This is a genomic window from Paraburkholderia sp. CNPSo 3281 (genome assembly GCF_024206515.1).
GTDB classification, from domain to species: domain Bacteria; phylum Pseudomonadota; class Gammaproteobacteria; order Burkholderiales; family Burkholderiaceae; genus Paraburkholderia; species Paraburkholderia nodosa.
This window is the reverse complement of record NZ_JAMBPS010000023.1, coordinates 1-21,236: the sequence shown is the minus strand read 5'-3', so window position 1 is coordinate 21,236 and position 21,236 is coordinate 1. Positions and strand designations below refer to the sequence as shown.

The 21,236-nt window shown below is 65.6% G+C and carries 19 protein-coding genes; 12 read left to right on the top strand and 7 right to left on the bottom strand.

Features of this window, described 5'->3' with window-relative positions; genetic code table 11:
- Positions 1-335 precede the first annotated feature (335 nt).
- Both M3I56_RS21845 and M3I56_RS21840 read left to right on the top strand, forming a co-directional pair.
- Positions 336-848 (top strand): hypothetical protein, encoded by a 513-nt coding sequence (locus M3I56_RS21845; protein WP_254355777.1) that lies wholly within the window; start codon positions 336-338, stop codon positions 846-848.
- A 5-nt stretch (positions 849-853) separates the two neighbouring features.
- Complete coding sequence (locus M3I56_RS21840; RefSeq protein ID WP_254355840.1) at positions 854-1,411, top strand: hypothetical protein; 558 nt, start codon at positions 854-856, stop codon at positions 1,409-1,411.
- Between the two features lie 78 nt (positions 1,412-1,489).
- On the opposite strand, the gene M3I56_RS21835 is transcribed toward M3I56_RS21840, so the two are convergent.
- Both M3I56_RS21835 and M3I56_RS21830 read right to left on the bottom strand, forming a co-directional pair.
- A complete protein-coding gene (locus M3I56_RS21835) occupies positions 1,490-2,839 on the bottom strand; it encodes an AAA-associated domain-containing protein (RefSeq protein ID WP_028205789.1) in 1,350 nt (449 codons plus the stop codon).
- 40 nt (positions 2,840-2,879) lie between these two features.
- Positions 2,880-4,643 (bottom strand): ABC transporter permease subunit, encoded by a 1,764-nt coding sequence (locus tag M3I56_RS21830; protein ID WP_254355776.1) that lies wholly within the window; start codon positions 4,641-4,643, stop codon positions 2,880-2,882.
- Positions 4,644-5,405: 762 nt separating this feature from the next.
- Between M3I56_RS21830 and M3I56_RS21825 the strand changes: the two genes are divergently transcribed.
- Together M3I56_RS21825 and M3I56_RS21820 are read left to right on the top strand one after the other, a co-directional pair.
- A complete protein-coding gene (locus tag M3I56_RS21825; RefSeq protein ID WP_254355775.1) occupies positions 5,406-7,085 on the top strand; it encodes a diguanylate cyclase in 1,680 nt (559 codons plus the stop codon).
- Positions 7,086-7,262: 177 nt separating this feature from the next.
- A complete protein-coding gene (locus M3I56_RS21820) occupies positions 7,263-7,529 on the top strand; it encodes a hypothetical protein (RefSeq protein WP_028207711.1) in 267 nt (88 codons plus the stop codon).
- A gap of 157 nt (positions 7,530-7,686) precedes the next feature.
- On the opposite strand, the gene M3I56_RS21815 is transcribed toward M3I56_RS21820, so the two are convergent.
- A complete protein-coding gene (locus M3I56_RS21815) occupies positions 7,687-9,003 on the bottom strand; it encodes an ATP-binding protein (RefSeq protein ID WP_254355774.1) in 1,317 nt (438 codons plus the stop codon).
- Entirely contained in the window at positions 8,987-9,718 is a 732-nt protein-coding gene (locus M3I56_RS21810) for a response regulator (protein ID WP_028207713.1), read from the bottom strand. The genes M3I56_RS21815 and M3I56_RS21810 overlap by 17 nt, the downstream gene beginning before the upstream one ends.
- Positions 9,719-9,951: 233 nt before the next feature.
- Between M3I56_RS21810 and M3I56_RS21805 the strand changes: the two genes are divergently transcribed.
- The gene (locus M3I56_RS21805) at positions 9,952-10,521 is read left to right on the top strand and encodes a periplasmic heavy metal sensor (RefSeq protein ID WP_254355773.1); all 570 of its coding nucleotides are present in this window, start codon (positions 9,952-9,954) and stop codon (positions 10,519-10,521) included.
- A gap of 94 nt (positions 10,522-10,615) precedes the next feature.
- On the opposite strand, the gene M3I56_RS21800 is transcribed toward M3I56_RS21805, so the two are convergent.
- Positions 10,616-11,314 carry a pirin family protein gene (locus M3I56_RS21800; RefSeq protein ID WP_042271642.1) on the bottom strand — a complete coding sequence of 233 codons (699 nt, stop codon included), beginning with the start codon at positions 11,312-11,314 and terminating at the stop codon, positions 10,616-10,618.
- Positions 11,315-11,748: 434 nt separating this feature from the next.
- Between M3I56_RS21800 and M3I56_RS21795 the strand changes: the two genes are divergently transcribed.
- From M3I56_RS21795 to M3I56_RS21775, 5 genes are all read left to right on the top strand, one after another.
- Positions 11,749-12,525 (top strand): ABC transporter substrate-binding protein, encoded by a 777-nt coding sequence (locus M3I56_RS21795; RefSeq protein WP_254355839.1) that lies wholly within the window; start codon positions 11,749-11,751, stop codon positions 12,523-12,525.
- Positions 12,526-12,783: 258 nt separating this feature from the next.
- Positions 12,784-13,473 carry an ABC transporter permease gene (locus M3I56_RS21790; RefSeq protein WP_028207717.1) on the top strand — a complete coding sequence of 230 codons (690 nt, stop codon included), beginning with the start codon at positions 12,784-12,786 and terminating at the stop codon, positions 13,471-13,473.
- A gap of 19 nt (positions 13,474-13,492) precedes the next feature.
- Positions 13,493-14,215: an ABC transporter permease gene (locus M3I56_RS21785; RefSeq protein WP_028210520.1), complete on the top strand. Its 723-nt coding sequence runs from the start codon at positions 13,493-13,495 to the stop codon at positions 14,213-14,215.
- A 30-nt stretch (positions 14,216-14,245) separates the two neighbouring features.
- Positions 14,246-15,028, top strand: a complete 783-nt coding sequence (locus M3I56_RS21780; protein ID WP_254355772.1) for an ABC transporter ATP-binding protein — start codon at positions 14,246-14,248, stop codon at positions 15,026-15,028.
- A 579-nt stretch (positions 15,029-15,607) separates the two neighbouring features.
- A complete protein-coding gene (locus M3I56_RS21775) occupies positions 15,608-16,783 on the top strand; it encodes a porin (protein WP_254355771.1) in 1,176 nt (391 codons plus the stop codon).
- A 202-nt stretch (positions 16,784-16,985) separates the two neighbouring features.
- Here M3I56_RS21775 and M3I56_RS21770 read toward each other — a convergent pair whose 3' ends face one another.
- Positions 16,986-17,324 carry a P-II family nitrogen regulator gene (locus M3I56_RS21770; protein WP_028207721.1) on the bottom strand — a complete coding sequence of 113 codons (339 nt, stop codon included), beginning with the start codon at positions 17,322-17,324 and terminating at the stop codon, positions 16,986-16,988.
- A 76-nt stretch (positions 17,325-17,400) separates the two neighbouring features.
- On the bottom strand, positions 17,401-19,512 hold the full coding sequence (locus tag M3I56_RS21765; RefSeq protein ID WP_254355838.1) for an NAD(+) synthase: 2,112 nt from the start codon (positions 19,510-19,512) through the stop codon (positions 17,401-17,403).
- Between the two features lie 218 nt (positions 19,513-19,730).
- Between M3I56_RS21765 and M3I56_RS21760 the strand changes: the two genes are divergently transcribed.
- Together M3I56_RS21760 and M3I56_RS21755 are read left to right on the top strand one after the other, a co-directional pair.
- Positions 19,731-20,903, top strand: coding sequence for a GNAT family N-acetyltransferase (locus M3I56_RS21760; protein ID WP_254355770.1), 1,173 nt, complete (start codon positions 19,731-19,733; stop codon positions 20,901-20,903).
- A 71-nt stretch (positions 20,904-20,974) separates the two neighbouring features.
- Positions 20,975-21,236: GIY-YIG nuclease family protein (locus M3I56_RS21755; protein ID WP_254355769.1), on the top strand; the 262-nt coding region annotated here is incomplete at its 3' end.

Here is a 21,236-nt window from a genome sequence, read left to right as displayed (position 1 = left end):
GCCCCCGCCTGATTGCGGCACGCTCGTTGCGCGGCGAGGCGCAAGCGGCACGGCAAGCCGATCAAAGATCGGCCTGCCGTGCACGCCCTTTTGCAATTCCTTGCACTTTACCTATCCCCGTAAGCAATTCCGTGCTGCACAATCCGCAGCACGTTAAGTAAGCAAAACATGCTGGATATCCGCGCAATGCGGCGCCATCCGGCTAGCGGCAGGGAATCATCATGCAAGAACGAAGTGCACGGGCGCGCGTTGCGCCATCGGTGTCAGCGGCGGTCATGGAAACGATTGCCGGCGGGCCCCCGCTCCCTTGCGCTCATCCTCGCTGGCGACGCGTCATGTCGCTCACGCTGCTCGCCACGGTGGCGAGCCTCGCGTGCTCGGCCTGCAGCTCGCTCTACTCCGAAGGCGCACAAACGGGCGCCGGTATCGCCGGCGCGGCGGTCGCCTCGAAAGTCACGAGCAACGCCGCCGTGGCGACCGGCATTGGCCTCGGCGCCGTGGCCGCGGCGAAGGCCGGCGTGCAGTACTCCGAGCGCGTCGTGCACACCAACACCCAGAACAGCATCGCCCGCGCGGCGGGCCCGCTCGAAGTCGGCGCGGTCGCGCCATGGTCGATCACGCACTCGTTCCCGATCGAGGACGACGAGCACGGCCGCGTCACGGTGAGCCGCACGATCAGCAGCGGTGCGCTCGACTGCAAGGAGATCGTGTTCTCCGTCGATCACGAGGCCACGAAGGACAAGGCCGCCTCGAGCGCCTTCTTCGTCGCTTCGGTGTGCCGTGACGGCGACAACTGGAAGTGGGCCTCGGCCGAACCCGCCACGGCGCGTTGGGGTGCGCTGCAATGAATGGCATGAACGCGCGCGCGAAGCGCGCACGGCGCGTTGCAAAGGATGCGTCGACGGCTCGCCCCGTGAAGCTCATCGCACTGGCCGCGCTCTGCGCGGGCATCGCGCTCGCGGCGAGCGGCTGCTCGTCGATCGGCGCGGCGAGCGGCGCCGCTGCGGCGGCGGCCACCGGCATCGTCACGGCGAATCCTGCCGTGGGCATCGGCGTGGGCATTGCCGTGCAGGCGGCCACCGACGAAGCCGTCGGCCGCTTCATGAAGAGCATGCACGCGGACCAGCAGGCGCTGATCGCCAGGACGGCCGGGCGCCTGCCCGTGGGCGGCATGGACATCTGGCGCATCAAGCACGAGTTGCCCGTGGAGAACGGCCACGGCCAGGTGCGCGTGACGCGCGCGTTCGCCAACGCCCTCACGCTCTGCAAGGACTTCGTGTTCTCGGTGCAGGACGGCGAGAAAGCCGACGCGCCCGAGCAGTGGTTCACCGCGAGCGCCTGTCAGGACCAGTCGGGCTGGAAGTGGGCCACGGCCGAGCCTGCGGTGGAGCGCTGGGGTACGCTCCAGTAATGTCGTCCCTGAACGAAAAACGGTCGCGGGATTAGCTCACCCCGCGACCGTTTTTTATGCTTGCGAACAGCGTGTCGCTCAGGACTCCACGTCTTCGAGACTGAAGATTTCCGACTGGTCGTTATACGAGAAGATCTCGCCATAACGACCCCAGTCGATCACGGTGTCGAGTGTTTCTTCCGCCGCGCCGTCGGAGAGAAAGTCCTCCAGTTCCTGCTCGAAACGCACGCGCGGCGCGCGATGGCCCGGCCGCTCGTTGAGCACCTTCTTGATCCGCGCCGCGAGCGGCACGTGGCGCAGCAGATGTTCGGCGAACATCATCTTGCGCTCCTGCGTGCCAAACTCCGCGAACACGCGCGCGGGCGGCGTGAGGAGCACGTCGCCTTCGCGCACGTCGGCGAAACCGAGGTTCTGCAGCACTTCGGCGATCGGGAACAGGTCGTCCACTTCCAGATGCAGCGAGCGCGCGATCTCCGGCATGTCGGCGCGGCCGTGATATGGCGCCATCGCGAGCGTTTCGATCAGACCGGCCATCAGGTTGGTCGACACGCGCGGCAGCCAGCTGCCGAGTTCGAGGCCCTTCTTGGTGGTCTCGTCGGTCTGGCGCGCGGTCATCTTCGCGTAGATGTCGTCCACGAGCTTGCGGAACACCGGGTCGAGACGGTTGCGCGGATGCTTGAACGGCACCTTGATCTCGGCCACCACGCGACCCGGATTCGACGAGAGCACGAGAATGCGGTCGCACATGAACACCGCTTCCTCGATGTTGTGCGTGACGATCAGAATCGACTTGATCGGCAAGCGGCCTTGCGTCCACAGGTCGAGCAGATCGGTACGCAGCGTTTCGGCGGTCAGCACGTCGAGCGCCGAGAACGGCTCGTCCATCAGCATGAGATTGGGATCGACCACGAGCGCACGCGCGAAACCCACGCGCTGGCGCATGCCGCCGGAAAGCTCACGCGGATACGCGTTTTCGAAGCCGTCCAGACCGATCAGGTCGATGGCCGCCAGCGCCCGTTCGCGCCGCTCGCGTGCGCCCACACCCTGGGCTTCAAGCCCAGCTTCCACGTTCTGCAGCACGGTGAGCCACGGGAACAGCGCGAAGGTCTGGAACACCATCGCCACGCCTTCGGCCGGCCCTTCGAGGGGCTTGCCGCGCCAGGTGACGTCGCCCGACGTGGGCGAGATCAGGCCCGCGATGATGCGCAGCAGCGTGGACTTGCCCGAGCCCGAACGGCCCAGCAGCCCGACGATCTCGCCTTCGCGCAGCTGGAGGTTGGCGTCGTCGAGCACGAGCAGCTCGCCCTGGGACTTGTTGAAGCCCCGGCACACGTCCTTCACGTTCAGAATTTCTTCGCCGAGGCGCGGCGGGTTCGGGGCCGTCTGCACATCGCCGTGCGCGGCGCTCAGCGTCTTGGGATTTTGCATCGCGTTACCTTCGATCATTCGTTGTTCGATCAGTCGTCGATCAGTCGAGCCGCAGACGGGACTCGGCATACGTGTACAGCGGGCGCCACAGGAGGCGGTTGAACAGCGTGACGAAGAGCGACATCACGGCTATGCCGAGAATGATCTTCGGGTAGTCGCCGGCCGCCGTCGTCTGCGCGATGTAGGCGCCCAGGCCGTGCGCGACGACTTTCGTGTCGCCCCACTGCACGAACTCCGCGACGATACTCGCGTTCCACGCGCCGCCCGAGGCCGTGATGGCGCCGGTCACGTAATACGGGAAAATGCCCGGCAGCATAGCCTGACGCCACCACTGCCAGCCACGAATACGGAAGTTCTTCGCCGCTTCCTTGTAGTCGTTCGGATAGGCGGTGGCCCCTGCAATCACGTTGAACAGGATATACCACTGGGTGCCGAGGACGATCAGCGGCGACAGCCAGATGTCAGGGTTCAGGTGAAAGCGCACGATCACGATCACGAACACCGGGAACAGCAGGTTCGCCGGGAACGCCGCGAGGAACTGCGCGAGCGGCTGCACCTTCTCGGCGAGCGCCGGGCGCAGGCCGATGAGCACGCCGAGCGGCACCCAGATCACCGAAGCGATGGCGATCAGCAGCAGCACGCGAAGGAGCGTGATGAAGCCGAGACCGAGCACGTGCCACACTTCGTCGAGCGTCACGCCAGTGCGCACGAAGGCCACCACGCGCCACACCACGAACACGGTCAATGCGATCACGAGCACGGCCCACACGGCGTCGCCGATGCGTGCACGCAAGCCGGCGCGGCCGCGCGCCACGGGCGCCGCGAACGTCACGTTCGGAAACGACGGCAGCTGGATCGGCATGCGCGCTGCCTTGGCGAAGAGCCAGCCGAGCGGCACGAGCAGTTGATGAATGAGATGGGTGCGGCGAATCAGGTCGAGCAGCCACGACTCAGGTGCTTCCCCCGAGCTCGTGGTTTCCATGCGGAACTTGTCGGCCCACGCTACGAGCGGGCGGAACAGGAACTGGTCGTACGCGAGAATCACCACGATCATCGCGAGAATCACCCAGCCCACGGCGTGCAGGTTCTTTTCCGCGATCGCCTGGGCCAGATACGCGCCAACGCCGGGCAGCGTAATCGTGTTGTTGCCCACCGTGATCGCTTCGGAGGCCACCACGAAGAACCAGCCGCCCGACATCGACATCATCATGTTCCAGATGAGGCCTGGCATCGAGAACGGCACCTCGAGCTTCCAGAAGCGCTGCCATGCGGTCAGGTGGAACCCGCGCGAGACTTCATCCAGATCGCGCGGCACCGTGCGCAGCGACTGGTAGAAGCTGAAGGTCATGTTCCAGGCCTGGCTCGTGAATATCGCGAAGATCGCCGCGAGCTCGGCCCCCAGCACGCGCGAAGGAAACAGCGCGAGAAAGAACGTGACCGTGAACGAGATATAGCCGAGCACCGGCACCGACTGCAGGATGTCGAGAATCGGCACGAGCAGCTGGCCCGCGCGCCGGCTCTTCGCCGCGAGCGTGCCGTACACGAGCGTGAAGATCAGCGAAGCGACCATCGCCGCGAGCATGCGCAGCGTGGTGCGCATGGCGTACTCGGGCAGGTTCGCGGGATCGAGCGAGATGACCTGGGTCTTGAGCGTGGCGATGGGCGCCATCGTTTCGTGAAAGCCCACGGCCGCCATCGCGATCAGGCCGATCATCAGCGGGAACGCCACGAAGTCCCAGCGGTTCGGCAGCACGCGCCACGCCGAGGCGTTGGCCGTGCGGTTCAGGTTGAAGCTGAACTCCATTCAGACGCCCTCCGCGCCGGGTTTCAGAAAGGCGGACGACATAGCGTGCGTGCCGCCGGACAGGCGTTGCAGATGCTGCGGGGATGGCGGATCGACAAAGGCAAGGCGCATGGACACAGAATTTCGTTGGCGTTGATGACACGGCGACGATGCCGCGGTGGTACGCACCGCACGCGCAGTCGCAACTGGCGGCGGGCGACTGGACTTGCCTCGACTGAAACGGCACGACACTACTACAACCTTCATGACACTCACAACCGCGTCCGGTAGGCCGCGAAAACCAGACCACGCGGGCTTTCGCGGCGCTTTCGCCGGCCTTCTGGAGAGCTTCCAGAACGCGCCGCGAACGGCTTGTGCACGTCATCGTGATGACGCATCGATGACGCCTTGATGACACAACGACGCCGCGTCTGACTCCGCTCCTGCCTCATTCAGGCCGCCAACGCCAGTGGGCGTCGCTTGCGCGCCACACGCTGGCTCACGCGTGAACCCCGCGCACGAAACCACTCTGTCCACACTTACGCCCCCTCCACCCCGCTCATCGCCGTGTATCGCCGTGCTGACGGCATGCGGCTTGCATGTTAGCGATCCACGCTCGCGCCGCCGCCCGCTCGCGCCGCCTTGCAACGCCGCGCTGACGCTTCGAGAGCGGGCTCGCCAGCCCCGTTCGAGGGGTAAAATCGACACGCTCCGTCGGTGGCGCACCGACGCCCACGGGCGCCGATACCCACGCCTCACTACCACTCACGAACCAGAAGGCCGATGAACAGGAGACTCTTGCGTCAGGCAGCCGGACCCCTCGGGGTCGTGGTGGTCGCGCTCGTCTGCTGGGCGGCGGCCGACTGGCTCGCGGACCGCATGGTCCGCCAGGAGTTCGAGGCCGCGCTCGCCGCACAGCGCCAGATGATGCGCTCGGTCGTGGACAACATGGCCGAAGTGATCGCCAGCGACCTCGCCATGTCGCGCGCCATTCCGGCGACGATGGCAGAGACCCGCGTCGTCCAGCAGGCGCTTACCGAGGCCGCGCATTATGCCGCGTCGAGCGATTCGACGGAACTGGCGCGGCGCAAGGAGCTGCAAGGCGTGCCGGCGCTCGCCGGGGTCGACCGCTTTCTCCACGACGCCCAGGGCTTCTCCGGGCTCGATGCGATCTGGCTCGTCAACGCCAACGGCATCTGCATCGCCTCGAGCAATGCGCTCGAAAAAATCACCTACGTCGGCGTGGACATGCGTCCGCGCGCGTATCTGAACGACACGCTGCTCGGGGCGTTCTCCGAAGCCTACGGCGTGGGCACGGCAAGCGGCGAGCCCGGCATTTTCGTCGCGGCGCCCGCCTATGACGACGGCCTGCTGGTCGGCGCCGTGGTCGCGAAGGTCAGCATCGCGCGGCTGCGCCACTGGGTGACCCACCCGGGCACCTTCGTCGCGGACAACAATGGCGTCATCATCATGGCCCACGACAGCGCGCTCGAAGGACGCGCCTTGCCGGGCTCGCACGTCGCCGAAATGAACGCGGTGGACCGCGTGAACACCTATCTGCGCGAGCGCTTCGCGCCGCTCGAGCTGGGCCCGGCATCGCAAACCGCGTTGAGCGAAGCGCCGTGGATCCCGCGCGCCGACGCCGCGCAAATGATCGCGTTGCCGGGCCAACGCGCGCCAGCCCTCTACGAACAGCGCGGCGGCCTGAACTCCGGGCTCTCGGCGCATCTCGTGGATCCGGTCAATGCGTGGTCCGAGCTGATCGCGAACCATCAGCGCGACCGGCTTCTCATTTTCCTCACGCTCGCGGGCACGGCGGCGCTCGCGGCGGTGATCTCGGTCTCGTGGGTGCGCGAGCGGCGTCTGCACCATGCGAGCCGCGATCTCGCCGGGCAGCTGCAGGCCGCGAACGCCCTGCTCGCCGCCGAGGCGCGCCACGACGCGCTGACCGGCGCGCTCTCGCGGCGCTACTTCCTCGACCTGCTGCGCCGCGAGATCGACGCGGCCTACGCCGCAGGCAAACCGCTGTGCATGGCGATTGCCGACCTCGACTACTTCAAGCAGATCAACGACCGCTTCGGCCACCCGGCGGGCGACCGCGCGCTACAGCATTTCGTGGAGACCTGTCGCGCCGAACTGCGCGCCGACGACGCCGTCGGCCGTCTGGGCGGCGAGGAGTTCGGCATCCTGCTGCCCGCAACCTCGCTCGCCACGGGCCTCGCCGTGCTCGACCGCCTGCGCGAGCAGGTGGGCAAACGCATTTGCGCGGAACTGCCCGAGGAAGCGAGCGTGAGCGTGAGCATCGGCGTGACGGAACTTGCGGCCGCGCAGGATCAGCCCGAGCGTCTGATGAGCCGCGCCGACCTCGCGCTCTACATGGCGAAGGCGGCAGGGCGCGACCGTTGCGAGGCCATGACGGCTGAGGGCGTCGTGCCGCCGCGCGCCGCGGCGCCGACCTGGTGAGTGCGCAACGAGCTTGCGCAGTCGATCACACGAGGGATGCCCGTACGAGGCTGCGGGGCTCGCCAGGCTCAACCGGCGAGGCGCGGTATCATGGGATGAACGGTGCGCGCCAGTCCATACGGTGCGCATGACTCAAACGGCGCCACTTCGGTGTTCCGCACAAATCTGGAGGCATGCATGAAGGGAAATCTGGTCATTGTCTGCCGCGATCAGGATGCGCTCGCGTTCGACCAGTTGATGGTCGAGTACGGCGCGTTCCAGACGCGCCTGTCATCGACCGCGTGGTACCTGAAACTCGACGCCACGCCCGAGCTGATTCAGGAAGAGATTCTTGCCCGCCTCGGCAAGTACACCACGCACTACATCTTCGAGGCCGACACCGTGACCTACAACACGGTGGACAACGAGGCCGCCGCCGCGCTCGACACGCTCTTCACGGCCTGAGCGGCTGCGCCCAACCTGACCTGACTGATCCTGGCGTCGCTCTGGCGCCGCCTTCGGGCCGAACGTCCGGTCCAACCTCGTCAGTACCAGGTCAAGCGCATCCGGCCATGCCCCACCCGTTCGGTGCGGGCTCCCGCCAAGGCAATTCCAACGCGACTTACCAGATCTGCGCCGCTTCGGTTATGGTGCGCTCCACCACGTCGAACGCAAACGTCATGCGCACCGCGAGCCCTCCGCTCTCGCCGTTGCCGATCGAGAGCTCGCCGCCCGCGCGGCGCACGAGCCGCTCGACGATCGCGAGGCCGAGGCCGCTGTGGCCGTTGCCGCCGCGCGCAGGGTCGAGGCGCACGAACGGCCGGCTCGCCTGCGTCAGATCCTGATCGGGGATGCCCTTGCCGTGGTCGCGCACAGTGAGCGAGAAACCCGTCGGGCCGCGCTCGCTCTCGATCACGACCGGCGGTGCGCCGTACGCATGCGCGTTGTCGAGCAGGTTCGAGACCACGCGCTCGAGCGTGGCCGCGGGCAGACGAAACTCCGGACCCGCGCGCAGATGCGTTTCGATCGCAATCGCCTCGCCGCTCGCCGTGCGGTGGTTGCGCGCGATGCGCTCGCACTGGTCGTCGACCTCGACGGGCTCGCTGCGATCGGCGCCGTCGTGCGCGAACACAAGAAACTGGTCGACGATGTGGGCCATCGACTCGACGTCGCGCACCACGCCGTCGCGCACCTTTTGCTCGTCCATCATTTCGGCGCGCAGCCGCAGCCGGGCAAGCGGCGTCTTGAGATCGTGCGCGACGCCCGCCAGCATGACAGCACGGTCTTTCTCGGTGCGCTCGACTTCCTTGACCATCTGGTTGAAACCCAGCGTGAGCTGACGCAGCTCGCGCGGCCCGCGTTCGGGCACGGGCGGCACGGGCTCGCCGCGGCCGAAGCGCCCGACGGCCTGCGCGAGCGCGCTCAGCGGCTGTTGCAGCATCCACGCGGCCACGAGCGCAGCGATCACGGCGGTGCCGAAAATAGTGATGACCCAGGGCAGAAACTTGTCGAGCGGCCGCATGATGCGCAGCGGCTGGCCCGGCAGGACGATCCAGCGGGCGTCCTGCGGCCCGCGCACCCAAAGCGTGGGTGGCCCGCCGGGCGGCCCGACGCGCACGTCGGTGCCGGGCGGCATGCGCTCGCGCACGTCGTCGATGAAACGGCGCAGCGGTTCGGGCATGCGTTCGGTGACCGGCGGCACGGCGGGACTCGCCGGATCGACGAGTTGCACGCGCGACGGCAGCGGCTGGTCGGGCTCGCGCTCGACGTGCTGGCGCACCGCGTCGACGAGGAAGGTCGCTTCCTCGACGGCGTAGCGCGTTTGCATCTGATTGTGTTCGACGCGCATGAGCGTGAACCAGGCGACGTGCGACACCAGCAGAACGCCGATGAAGATGACCGCGAGGCGCCCGAACAGCGAATCAACCGGCCGGCGCATGGTTGCCCTGCTCGCCGTCGGGAACGAACACGTAGCCGCGCCCGCGTACGGTCTGAATAAAGCGCGGCGTGGACGGGTCGCTTTCGAGAATGCGCCGCAGACGCCACACCTGCACGTCGATGCCGCGGTCGGTGCCGTCGTACTCGGGACCGTGCAGCAGTTCCAGCAGGCGCTCGCGCGTCAGCGTGCGCATGGGGTGGTTCACGAAAATCTTCAGGAGCGCGAACTCGCTGCCCGACAGCATGATGGGCTTGCCTTCCTGCTGCAGCGTGCGCGACTGGAAGTCGAGCGTGAAGCGGCCGAACGCGTACGGCTCGCGTTGCTCGGGCGCCGCCGCCGAAGGCACCGTGCGGCGCCGGCGCAGCACGGCCTGCACGCGCGCGAGCAGCTCGCGCGGGTTGAACGGCTTGCCGAGATAGTCGTCCGCGCCGAGTTCGAGGCCGACGATGCGGTCCACGTCGTCCGCGCGCGCCGTGAGCATGATGACGGGGATGTCGTCGCCGGCTGCGCGCAGCTTGCGCAGCGCGGTCAGGCCGTCCACGCCCGGCATCATCAGGTCGAGCACGATCAGGTCCGGGCGCTCGCGCTCGAGCCGCCGCTCCAGCGAGCCGGCGTCGTGCAGCACCGAGACTTCCATGCCCTGGCGCGCGAGATAGTCGCGCAGGAGGTCGCGTAGTTCGAGGTCGTCGTCGACGACAAGGATTTGAGTAGCCATGGGATGAAGTGTAACGCGCGCGCACGGGCCGTTTGCTTACAGCTCTTCCATCTGGGTTACGAGGTGTTACCACGAAAGGCGCGTGTAATGTCGCGTAATCTCGGCGGGCCGCCGCGTAACACGCGCTGCCTGCCGGGTCGATACGCTAGGGACACCGGTTGCGAGCGCCACCACTTTCCAGGGCGCCGCGCCAGACCGGATAAAACCCTCATGGATTTGTCAGGAGCATCACCATGTACAAGACGACTTCGCGCCTTCTCGCCATCGCCGCTGCCTCGCTCGCGCTCACCGTGGGCGCCACCGCCGCCAACGCCCAGACCCCGCCGCCCCCGGGCGGTCCCGGCATGATGCACGGCGCTCCGGACATGCATGGCGGCCCCGGCATGCACGGCGACTTCATGCTTGGCTTCAAGAATCTGCACGACAAGCTGAACCTGAACGCCGCGCAGGAAAAGCAGTGGCAGGCCGCGCTCGACACGATGAAGCAGAACGGTCAGGCCATGCGCAAGAATCATGAACAGATGAAGCAGCAGTTCGATTCGATGAAGAACCAGCCGATCCTCGACCTGAACGCCATGCACACGGCGCACGAGCAGGTCGAGCAGCAGAACCAGCAGCTGCGCGAGCAAACCACGCAAGCGTGGCTCGCCTTCTACAACGGCCTGAACGACCAGCAGAAGACGACCGTGAGCACGGCGATCAAGGAGCGCTTCGCGAAGATGGAGCAGCGCCACGAACAGATGCGTGAGCGCTGGGAGCAGCACCACAAGGGCGGCGCTTCGGCACCGGCCGCGCAGCAGTAATCGCGCAACACACGTGACAAAGCGCCGCGGGATTCGCACCCCGCGGCGCTTTTTTCATGGCGCGGACAACCGCCGGCCGCCTTCGGCCAAAGGCTCAGGCGAGATCGAACAGCAGCACTTCGGCCGCTGCGCCCCTCGCGAGCGCGACGCCCGCCTCGGCCTCGATCATCGCGGCATCGCCGGCTTCGAGGCGCTGACCGTTCACGTCCAGCGCGCCGCGCGCGACATGCAGATAGACGCGCCGCCCGGCGGGCACCGCATACTCGACGCGCTCCTCGCCGTCGACGAGGGCCGCGTAGATCGAGGCATCCGACTGCACGGTCACCGAGCCGTCGCGCCCGTCGGGCGAGGCGACGAGGCGCAGCCGCCCGCGCTTGTCGGCGTCATCGAAACGCTTTTCCTCGTAGCCGGGCGCCCCGCCCCGCTCGCGCGGCAGCAGCCAGATCTGCAGCAGGTGCGCTTCCTCTTCCTTCGAGCCGTTGAACTCGCTGTGCATCACGCCGGTGCCTGCGCTCATGCGCTGCACGTCGCCGGGGCGGATGGTCGAGCCGTTGCCCATGCTGTCGCGGTGCGCGAGCGCGCCGGAAAGCACATAGGTCACGATCTCCATGTCGCGGTGGCCGTGCGCGCCGAAGCCCTGGCCGCCCGCGATACGGTCGTCGTTGAGCACCCGCAGCGCACCGTAGTGCATGTGCGCTTCGTCGAAATAGTCAGCAAACGAAAAGCTGTGGTACGAGTCGAGCCAGCCGTGGTTGGCGTGGCCGCGTTCGTCGGCGCGTCGGATAGTCAGCATGGCAATCTCCGGTCAATCATGTCGATATCACAAGGTAAGGGCGGCGGCCCGCTTGCACAATCGGCAGGGGCGCACCGCATCGTTTCGCCAGCAACATCAATGGGCTGCGCTGCCAGCGTCGCCCTGCGTCAGACCCGCACGGCCTCCGGCTTCGGGTAAAATACCGCGCTTTTCGGCCAGCGCGAGCCTGATGGCTCGGGATGAACACCCCGTGGCGGCGACCCCGCCCCGCCAGCGCGCGCTGCCACCGGGGCCGGAGCGCGTCGCGCTTTCCGACCCGCATTTTTGATCGCCTAGAATGGCGGCCAACGGCCACGAGCCGGTCCGCCTTGCGTCGGTCGCGCGCCCCTTACCGCGCCGCGCCACCCGTATCAGTCGTGCATGGGACGGAGTCAGTGCTAAAAAAGCACTCGCTCCGGCTCGACAGGAGAATGATGAAGAAGTTTGCAGTGTGCGTGGCGCTCGCCCTGATCGCGGGCAGCGCCGCCGCCAAAGAGTGGAAAACCGTGCGCATCGGCGTGGACGCCAGCTATGCGCCGTTCGAATCCAAAGCGCCGAACGGACAGATCGTCGGCTTTGATGTCGACCTCACGAAAGCCCTGTGCGCGCGCATGAACGTGAAGTGCGTCTGGGTCGAAAACGACCTCGACGGCATTATCCCCGCGCTCAAGGCCCGCAAGTTCGACGCGATCGTGTCGTCGCTGACCATCACGCCGCAGCGCGCCCAGAGAATCGACTACTCCGCGAAGATGTTCGATGCGCCCGCACGCATGCTCGCGCGCACGGGCTCGCCGCTTCTGCCCACGCCGGCTTCGCTCAAGGGCAAGAACGTGGGCGTCGAGCAGGGCTCGACCCAGGAAGCGTACGCAAAGGCGCACTGGGCGCCGCAGGGCGTGAACGTGATCTCGTACCAGAATCAGGATCAGGTCTACCAGGATCTGATCGCCGGGCGCCTCGACGCCACGCTGCAAGACGAGGTCCAGGCGGATTTCGGCTTCCTGAAAACGCCGCGCGGCAAGGGCTTCGCGTGGGCGGGCCCGGAAGTGGAAGACCCGGCGACGATCGGCGACGGCACCGCGATCGGTCTGCGCAAGGACGATGCCGAACTCAAGGCGAAGTTCAACACGGCGCTGGTCGCGATTCACGCCGACGGCACGTTCGAGAAGATCGCGAAGCAGTACTTCGACTTCGATATCTACAAAGGCAAGTGAACGGGAAAGCATACGCAGGTAAATAAACAACGAGACACCACCGCTCGCGCCTCGCGCCACGACACATCAAAAGCCCCGGGGGCTCCCCGATAGACCGCCACCGGGCTTCGTATACAGTCACAGGCGCGCTCACGAGCGCAATCGCATCGGCCGCGCGCGACCAGGCTAGAAACCGCGCGGCCATGAACGGATTTGAACCGCGGCAGAAAAGCGCCGCGCCTTTCGCGGTGTGAGAAGCGCACCGTCAAGGACTTGCCCATGTTTCTTCAAGGCTACGGCCCGCTGATCCTCGCCGGCACCTGGCAGACCGTCAAGCTCGCCGTGCTGTCGCTCGCGCTCTCGTTCGTGCTCGGGCTGATCGGCGCGGCGGCCAAGCTCTCCAAAAACCGCGTCGCGCACGGCGCCGGCACGCTCTACACCACGCTCATTCGCGGCGTGCCCGATCTCGTGCTCATGCTGCTGCTCTTCTACAGCATCCAGATCTGGCTGAACAACCTCACCGACATGCTCGGCTGGGATCAGATCGACATCGATCCGTTCCTGGCGGGCGTGGTCGTGCTCGGCTTCATCTACGGCGCGTACTTCACCGAGACGTTCCGCGGCGCGTTCCTCGCCGTGCCGCGGGGCCAGCTCGAAGCGGGCCACGCCTACGGCATGACGGGCTGGCAGGTGTTCACGCGCATCATGTTCCCGCAGATGATGCGCTTCGCGCTGCCCGGCATCGGCAACAACTGGCAGGTGCTCGTGAAGTCCACGGCGCTCGTCTCGATCATCGGCCTCGCCGACGTCGTGAAGGCAAGCCAGGACGCCGGCAAGGGCACGCTGCGCTTCTTCTTCTTCACGCTGCTCGCCGGCGCGATCTATCTCGTCATCACCACGGTCTCCAACTTCGTGCTGATGTATCTCGACAAGCGCTACTCCACCGGTGTGCGCAAGGCGGATCTCTGAATCGCGCGAGGCCAAGACCATGCAAGACTTTGTCCAACTGATCCAGCAATACTGGCGCAACTATCTCTTTTCCGACGGCTACCATTTCAGCGGCGTGGCCATCACGCTGTGGCTGCTCGTCATCTCGATCGGGCTCGGCTTCTGCCTCTCGGTGCCTCTCGCCGTGGCCCGCGTGTCGAAGAAGAAGTGGCTCGCCGGGCTCGTGTGGCTCTACACGTACATCTTCCGCGGCACGCCGCTCTACGTGCAACTCCTGCTGTGCTACACGGGCCTATACAGCCTCGAGATCGTGCGCAACCACGAACTGACGAGCGCGTTCTTCAGAAGCGGCATGAACTGCACGCTGCTGGCGTTCACGCTCAACACCTGCGCGTACACCACCGAAATCTTCGCGGGCGCGATCAAGGCCACGCCCTATGGCGAGATCGAGGCCGCACGCGCTTATGGCATGTCGCAATTCACGCTGTACCGGCGCGTGATCCTGCCTTCGGCGCTGCGCCGCGCCCTGCCCTACTACAGCAACGAAGTCATTCTGATGCTGCACGCAACGACCGTGGCCTTCACGGCCACCGTGCCGGACATCCTGAAGATCGCGCGCGACGTGAACTCGGCGACGTATCAGTCGTTCGGCGCGTTTGGCATCGCCGCGCTGTTGTACCTGATCATTTCTTTCACGCTCGTGTGGCTGTTCCGCCGCGCGGAGCGCCGCTGGCTCGCATACCTGCGACCGCAAGGCAAGTGAGCCCGCGAGGGCGTGTTTAAAGGTCAATTGATGAACTCCCAGAAGCAGAAGCTGTTTGTCGACTCCATCCACAAGCAGTACGGCGACAACGAAGTCCTCAAGGGCGTGTCCCTGAAAGCCAATGCCGGCGACGTGATCAGCGTGATCGGCTCGTCCGGATCGGGCAAGAGCACGATGCTGCGTTGCATCAACTTCCTCGAGCAGCCCAACGCCGGGCGCATCGTGGTGGATGGCGAGGAAGTCGCCACGCGCGCGGACAAGCGCACGGGCGCACTTCACCCCGCCGACGCGAAGCAGCTCCAGCGCGTGCGCACCAAGCTCGCCATGGTGTTCCAGCACTTCAACCTCTGGTCGCACATGTCGGTGCTCGAGAACGTGATCGAGGCGCCCGTGCACGTGCTGGGCTTGTCGCGCAAGGAAGCCGAAGATCGCGCGCGCACCTATCTGGAGAAGGTCGGTCTCGCGCCGCGCGTGGAGAAGCAATACCCCTCGCACCTCTCGGGCGGTCAGCAGCAGCGTGTGGCGATTGCCCGCGCGCTCGCCATGCACCCCGACGTCATGCTGTTCGACGAGCCCACTTCGGCGCTCGACCCCGAGCTCGTGGGCGAAGTGCTCAAGGTCATGCAGAAGCTCGCCGAGGAAGGCCGCACGATGATCGTGGTCACACACGAAATGGGTTTCGCGCGCAACGTTTCCAACCACGTCATGTTCCTGCACAAGGGGCTCGTGGAAGAGGAAGGCCAGCCGGCCGAGGTCTTCGCCAATCCGAAGAGCGAGCGCCTGCGCCAGTTCCTTTCGGGCAGCCTCAAGTAAGACGACTCGCAGGGTCGCCGCCTTTCGGCGATGTAGTAAAAGTAGTTTTACAAGGCGCTTACAGCGCCTTTTCTTTTTGGGTCTTTCACCCTCGAAAAGCCGGCTGTTTATGACTAAAAACGGCGTTTTTCGCATTACTCCTTGTGAAATCTCCCGTCAATAGTGGCAATCCTGAACTCAGCCGTTCGATTGACGTGAGTCCCTTGTCCCGCAAGGTTTTCGATCTGTTTGTAGTCCCTCTCTGACCACCATCCAGGAAGACCATATTGCAATTTGACGACATCCCGGGGTGCGAGCACGAATTAGTTCGCCAGCGCGGACCTTTTTTGCTAAATTAGTAACCAAAGTAGCAAAACAAAGTTCATTAAAAGTAGTTTCACTTCAAAAAGAACGGGAGATGCCAGTCAACCAGGGGACCTGCAAGACGACCCAGCCCGGGTCATGCAGCGGCACCAGCCCGTACGCCGGTCCTCGGGGTAATTCTCCCTTACGCGACGATTTCTGTTCGCAGCGCCGCCAAGCGCACGGACGTCTTTCGCAGTACTAAGGTTGACTCTTTGACAGGGTATGGAGGAGAAGATGAAGAAAGCTTTGCTCGCCGCAGCATTGATGTCGGCTGGCGTGATCGCGCATGCACAAAGCAGCGTCACGCTCTACGGCCGCCTGGACATGGGTGTGGCATATATGAACGGCATTGGTGCCGGCAGCGGCGCAAATGGTCAAGCCACCCACGGCTCCAGCCAGGTTCAGCTCGAAAGCGGCTACTGGGGCACCAGCCTCTGGGGCATGAAGGGCGTTGAAGACATCGGTGGAGGCAACAAGGTTCTGTTCCACCTGGAAGGCAGCTTCAGCACCGCGAACGGCTCGCTCGGCTCGGCCGGCTCGCTCTGGAATCGCTGGGCAACTATCGGTGTCGCGAACGACCAGTTCGGTACGCTGCTCGCTGGCCGCATGCTGTTCATCTCCAACGGCATTTGGGACTTCGACCCGTTCGGTCAGTCGAACTGGTCGTCGGCTTCGATGGTCCGTGGCCGCAACTGGCCGCAATCGAGCAACAACATTTCGTACCAGTCGCCAAACTGGTACGGCTTTGACGTGTACGGCCAGTACGCGTTCTCGAACGCGACGAACTGGAACGGCAACAACACGACGCCGTCGGGTCGCGAAGCTGGCCTGCAACTGACCTACACGAGCTCGTTGTTCCAGATCCGCGGCCTGTATGATGAAATCCGCAATCCGAACAATGGTCAGCTCGGCGGCCTGTACAACGCGCTGGACGGCAGCACGAAGACGCCGCTCTCCACCTCACAAGGTAACGGCAACGGCGTATTCGCTTACTCGCGCGATTACATGGCCATGTTCAACCTGTTCCTCGGCGCGTTCAAGGTTCAGGGCGGCTACGAAGCCATCCGCTCGTCGGGCATGAATCCGGGCATCATCGGCCAGCCGACCACGCTCGATCACGAGTGGGGCGGTGTGACGTGGCAAATGACGCCGGCTGCGGCGCTGATCGCAGCGGTCTACCACGTGAACGCGAACAACGGTGGCGGCAACGCCACGCTGTACACGATCGGCGGCTCGTACAACCTGTCCAAGCGCACGCTGCTCGACATCCAGGCAGGCACGGTGCAGAACAGCAAGACGGCCAACTTCGGCCTGAACGCCAATAACTTCGGTACGGCTGCAAGCACGGGCAACCCGGTTCCGGGCCACAGCCAGGTTGGCGTGTACGCAGGTATCCAGCACTCGTTCTAATTTGAAGCGAGTGTAGAACGAACAGCTACATCGACGTTTTCACGCTGCTGCGAGAGGCGCGTATCGGTGCGATGTCCGAAAGGGTATCGCACCGTTTTTTATGCTGGGGACGGGCCGCCGCGCGAGCGGCGCCGTCCCCTTTTCTATTGGTGCATCAGGTGCTTCGTGTACCTCGGGGACCGGCACAGCAAAGCGCGCAGCCTCAAACCGCCGCTTCGTTTTCCTCGCCCGTGCGGATGCGGATCACGCGCTCCACGTCGGTCACGAAGATCTTGCCGTCGCCGATCTTGCCGGTGCGCGCCGCGCCGATGATCGCGTCGATCACCTGGTCAGCCTGGTCGCTCGCGACCACCACCTCGATCTTCACTTTCGGCAGGAAGTCGACCACGTATTCGGCGCCGCGGTAAAGCTCCGTGTGGCCCTTCTGGCGGCCGAAGCCCTTGACCTCGGTGACGGTCAGGCCCGTGAGGCCCACTTCGGCGAGCGCCTCGCGCACTTCGTCGAGCTTGAACGGTTTGATCACGGCAGTAATGCGTTTCATGGCGAACCTCGTCTCGTTATCGGATTTGTCGGAAAATTTCGGAACCTATCGGGATTCTACGCTGTGCAGCCGGGGCTCACGCCGAGGGCTTGCCCGCAGGCGCCGCGCTCGCCACGCCCGCTTCATCGGGCACGCGCTCCAGATCGGCGAGCCAGACCACCGACTCCGAATCGCTTGGCGCGCGCCAGTCGCCGCGCGGCGACAGCGAGCCGCCCGAGCCGACCTTCGGCGCATTCGGAATGCAGGTGCGCTTGAACTGGCTCTGGCGGAAGAAGCGGTCGAGGAAAATGCGCAGATTGCGCTTGATCGACGCGAGATCGTACTGATTGCGTGCGACCTTCGCGTTCTCGGGCCACGCGCCCGCCTCGCGCTCACCCCACGCGTGGCGCGCGAGGAACGCGACCTTCGAAGGCGCGAAGCCAAAGCGCAGCGTGTAGTAGAGGTTGAAGTCCTGCAGCTCGTAGGGGCCGATCGTGCTTTCGGTTTTCTGCTCGGGCGCGCCATCGGACTTGCCGGGGATCAGCTCCGGGCTGATGTCGGTGGCGAGAATCGCTTCGAGCACGTCGCGGCCGCTCTCCCCGTTCTGGCCAATCTGGCCCGTTTCGGCCACCCAGCGCACGAGGTGCGTGATGAGCGTTTTCGGCACGCTCGCATTCACGTTGTAGTGCGACATGTGATCGCCCACCCCGTAGGTGCACCAGCCGAGCGCAAGCTCGGAGAGATCGCCCGTGCCGATCACGATCGCGTGATTGAAGTTGGCGAGGCGGAACAGGTGATTCGTGCGCTCGCCGGCCTGCACGTTTTCGAAAGTGATGTCGTAGCTTTCCTTGCCTTCCGAGTACGGATGGCCGAGGTCTTCGAGCATCTGCATGCAGCTCTGGCGAATATCGATTTCGCGCGCCATGCAGCCCACGAGCGCCATCAGTTCGCGCGCCTGGCGCAGCGTGCGCTCGCTCGTGGCAAACCCCGGCATGGTGTACGCGAGGATGTTCGCGCGCGGCAGCCCGAGGCGATCCATCGCCTTCGCGCAGACGAGCAGCGCATGCGTGGAGTCGAGCCCGCCCGAAACGCCAATCACCACCTTCTTGATGCCCGCCTGCGAAAGCCGCTGCACGAGCGCCTGCACCTGGATGTTGTAGACCTCGTTGCAGCGCTCGTCGCGCCGCTTCGGATCGGCCGGCACGTAGGGGAAGCGCTCCACGCGGCGCGAGAGCGCAAGCGTTTCGCGCTGCCATGCGCCCTCGCCCGCCAGCTCGCACGAAATCACGCGAAACTTCGCGACTTCATCGGCGTGGCGGCGGATCGAATCGCCGAACGTGGTCTGGCGGATGCGCTCCTGCTGCAGCCGCGCGAGATCGACATCGGCGAAGATGAGGTGCGAGTCGTCGGAGAAACGCTCCGATTGGGCGAGCAGCTCGCCGTTTTCGCACACGAGCGCGTGGCCGTCCCAGGCCATGTCGGTGGTCGATTCACCCTTGCCCGCCGAGGTGTACAGATACGCGGCGAGACAGCGCGCGGACTGTTGGGACACCAGTTGCTGCCGGTAGCCCGCCTTGCCCACCACGACGTTCGAAGCCGAAAGATTGACGAGCACCGAAGCGCCCGCGAGCGCCGCGAACGACGACGGCGGAATCGGCACCCAGACGTCCTCGCAGATCTCCACGTGAAAACGCAGACCCGCGACCTGCGGCACCTCGAACAGCAGGGACGCGCCGAACGGCACGTCCGCGCCGGCGAGGCGCACGGTGTCGGTGCTCGCACTATCGGCGGCGCTGAACTGGCGCGGCTCGTAGAATTCGCCGTAGTTCGGCAGGAAGCTCTTTGGCACGACGCCCGCCACACGCCCGCCCGCCACGACCGCTGCGCAGTTGAAGAGCGAATGCCCCGCGCGCACCGGCAGCCCGACGATCATCACGAGCGGCAGCGCCGCCGACGCTTCCACGATCTGCGCGAGCGCGCGCTCGCAGGCGTCGAGCAATGCTTGCTGATGGAACAGGTCGTCGCAGGTATAGGCCGAAAGCCCAAGCTCGGGGAACGCGACGAGCGCCGCGCCCTGCGCGGCGGCCGCGCGCGCGAGCGCGAGCGTCTCGCTGGCGTTGAATGCGGGATCGGCCACACGGCAGCGCGGCACGCCCACGGCCACGCGCGCAAAGCCGTGCGTATAGAGATTGAAGAAGCGCTCTTTCATTTCGATAACCTTGAGGCGGGCGCGCTGCGCACGAAAGCGCGCGCTCTGACGTTCGGGCTGCTTGATGCCGCATTGAAACCGCTCGATGCTGCCTGGCTGACGCCGCTGCACGAAGCGCGGCGGTCCTCACCCGCTCGGGACGTTTGCTTTACCATGACCGTTTGCCGCGGCAGGCGCTGCTGAAACACCCAAGCCGCATCCCACGCCAACGGGCACGCATGAAACAGGAACATTTCGATTATCGCACGGGCATCCTCGGCTCACTGTCCGAGGTCGGCGCCGCCGAATGGAACGCGCTGCTCGCACGCCAGGCGCAGCCTACGCCCTTTTTGCGCCACGAATTCCTCGCGGCGCTCGACGCCACGCGCTGCACCACGCCGAACGAGGGCTGGGCCGCGCAATTCGTCACGCTCACCGACACGCGCACGGGCCGCCTCGCCGCCGCTGCGCCCGTGTATCTCAAGGGCCACTCGTACGGCGAGTACGTGTTCGACTGGGCCTGGGCCGACGCATACAAGCGCAACGGCCTCGAGTACTACCCGAAACTCCTGTGCGCCGTGCCGTTCACGCCGGTCCAAGGCACACGTCTGATCGCCGCCGACGCAACCGCGCGCCGCCATCTGGCCGCAACGCTGCTCGCCTTCGCCGAGCAGGCCGACGTCTCGTCGCTGCACGTGCTCTTCCCGACCGCCGAAGACGCCGAGGCGCTGACCGGCCTCGGCATGATGCAGCGCGAAGGCGTGCAGTTTCACTGGCTCAACGACGGCTATCGCGACTTCGACGATTTCCTCTCGACTCTCGAACAGAAGAAGCGCAAGAACATCCGCGCCGAACGGCGCAAGGTGCACGAGGCGGGCGTGACGATGCGGCGCGTGCGCGGCGAGGACATCAGCGACACCGAGTGGCGCTTTTTCAGCCGCTGCTACCGGCAAACCTACCGCGAGCATTTCTCTTCGCCGTACCTGAATCTCGACTTCTTCCGCATGATCGGCGAAACGATGCCGGAGAATCTGCTGCTCGTGATCGCCGAGCGCGAAGGCAAGCCGATCGCGAGTTCGCTCGTGGTCTGGCAGCGCGGTGAGAACGGTCGAGGCGGCACGCTCTATGGCCGCTACTGGGGCGCGCTCGAACACGTGCCCTGCCTGCACTTCGAGACCGCGTATTATCAGCCGCTCGAATTCTGCATCGAAGAAAAGCTCGACGTGTTCGAAGGCGGCGCGCAAGGCGAACACAAGATGGCGCGCGGTTTCCTGCCCACCGCCACGCGCTCGGCGCACTGGCTCGCCCATCCCGCGTTCTCCGATGCCGTCGCGCGCTTTCTCGAAAGCGAGACGAACCACATTCACGCCTACATGCACGAGCTCAATGAGCGCAATCCTTTTCGAGCGTGACTCAGCCGTAAAACTCGCGCGGTGCGTGCCCTGAGACACGCTCGCCCATAACGATCATCGCTTCCAGAACTATGCCGTGGTTCCTCTACATGCTCGAATGCGCCGACGGCAGCGTCTACACGGGCATCGCCATTGACGTCGCCGCCCGCTTCGCCCAGCACGCGAGCGGCACGGGCGCGCGTTACACGCGCTCGCGCAAGCCGGTACAGGTACTCGCGCAATTCGAGTTCGCCGACCGGGCGCGCGCCTCGAGCGCCGAGTACTGGGTGAAGCGCCTCACCCCGCGCGAAAAGCGCGCGCTCGCGGCCGGCGCGCGCACGCTCGAATCGGTCC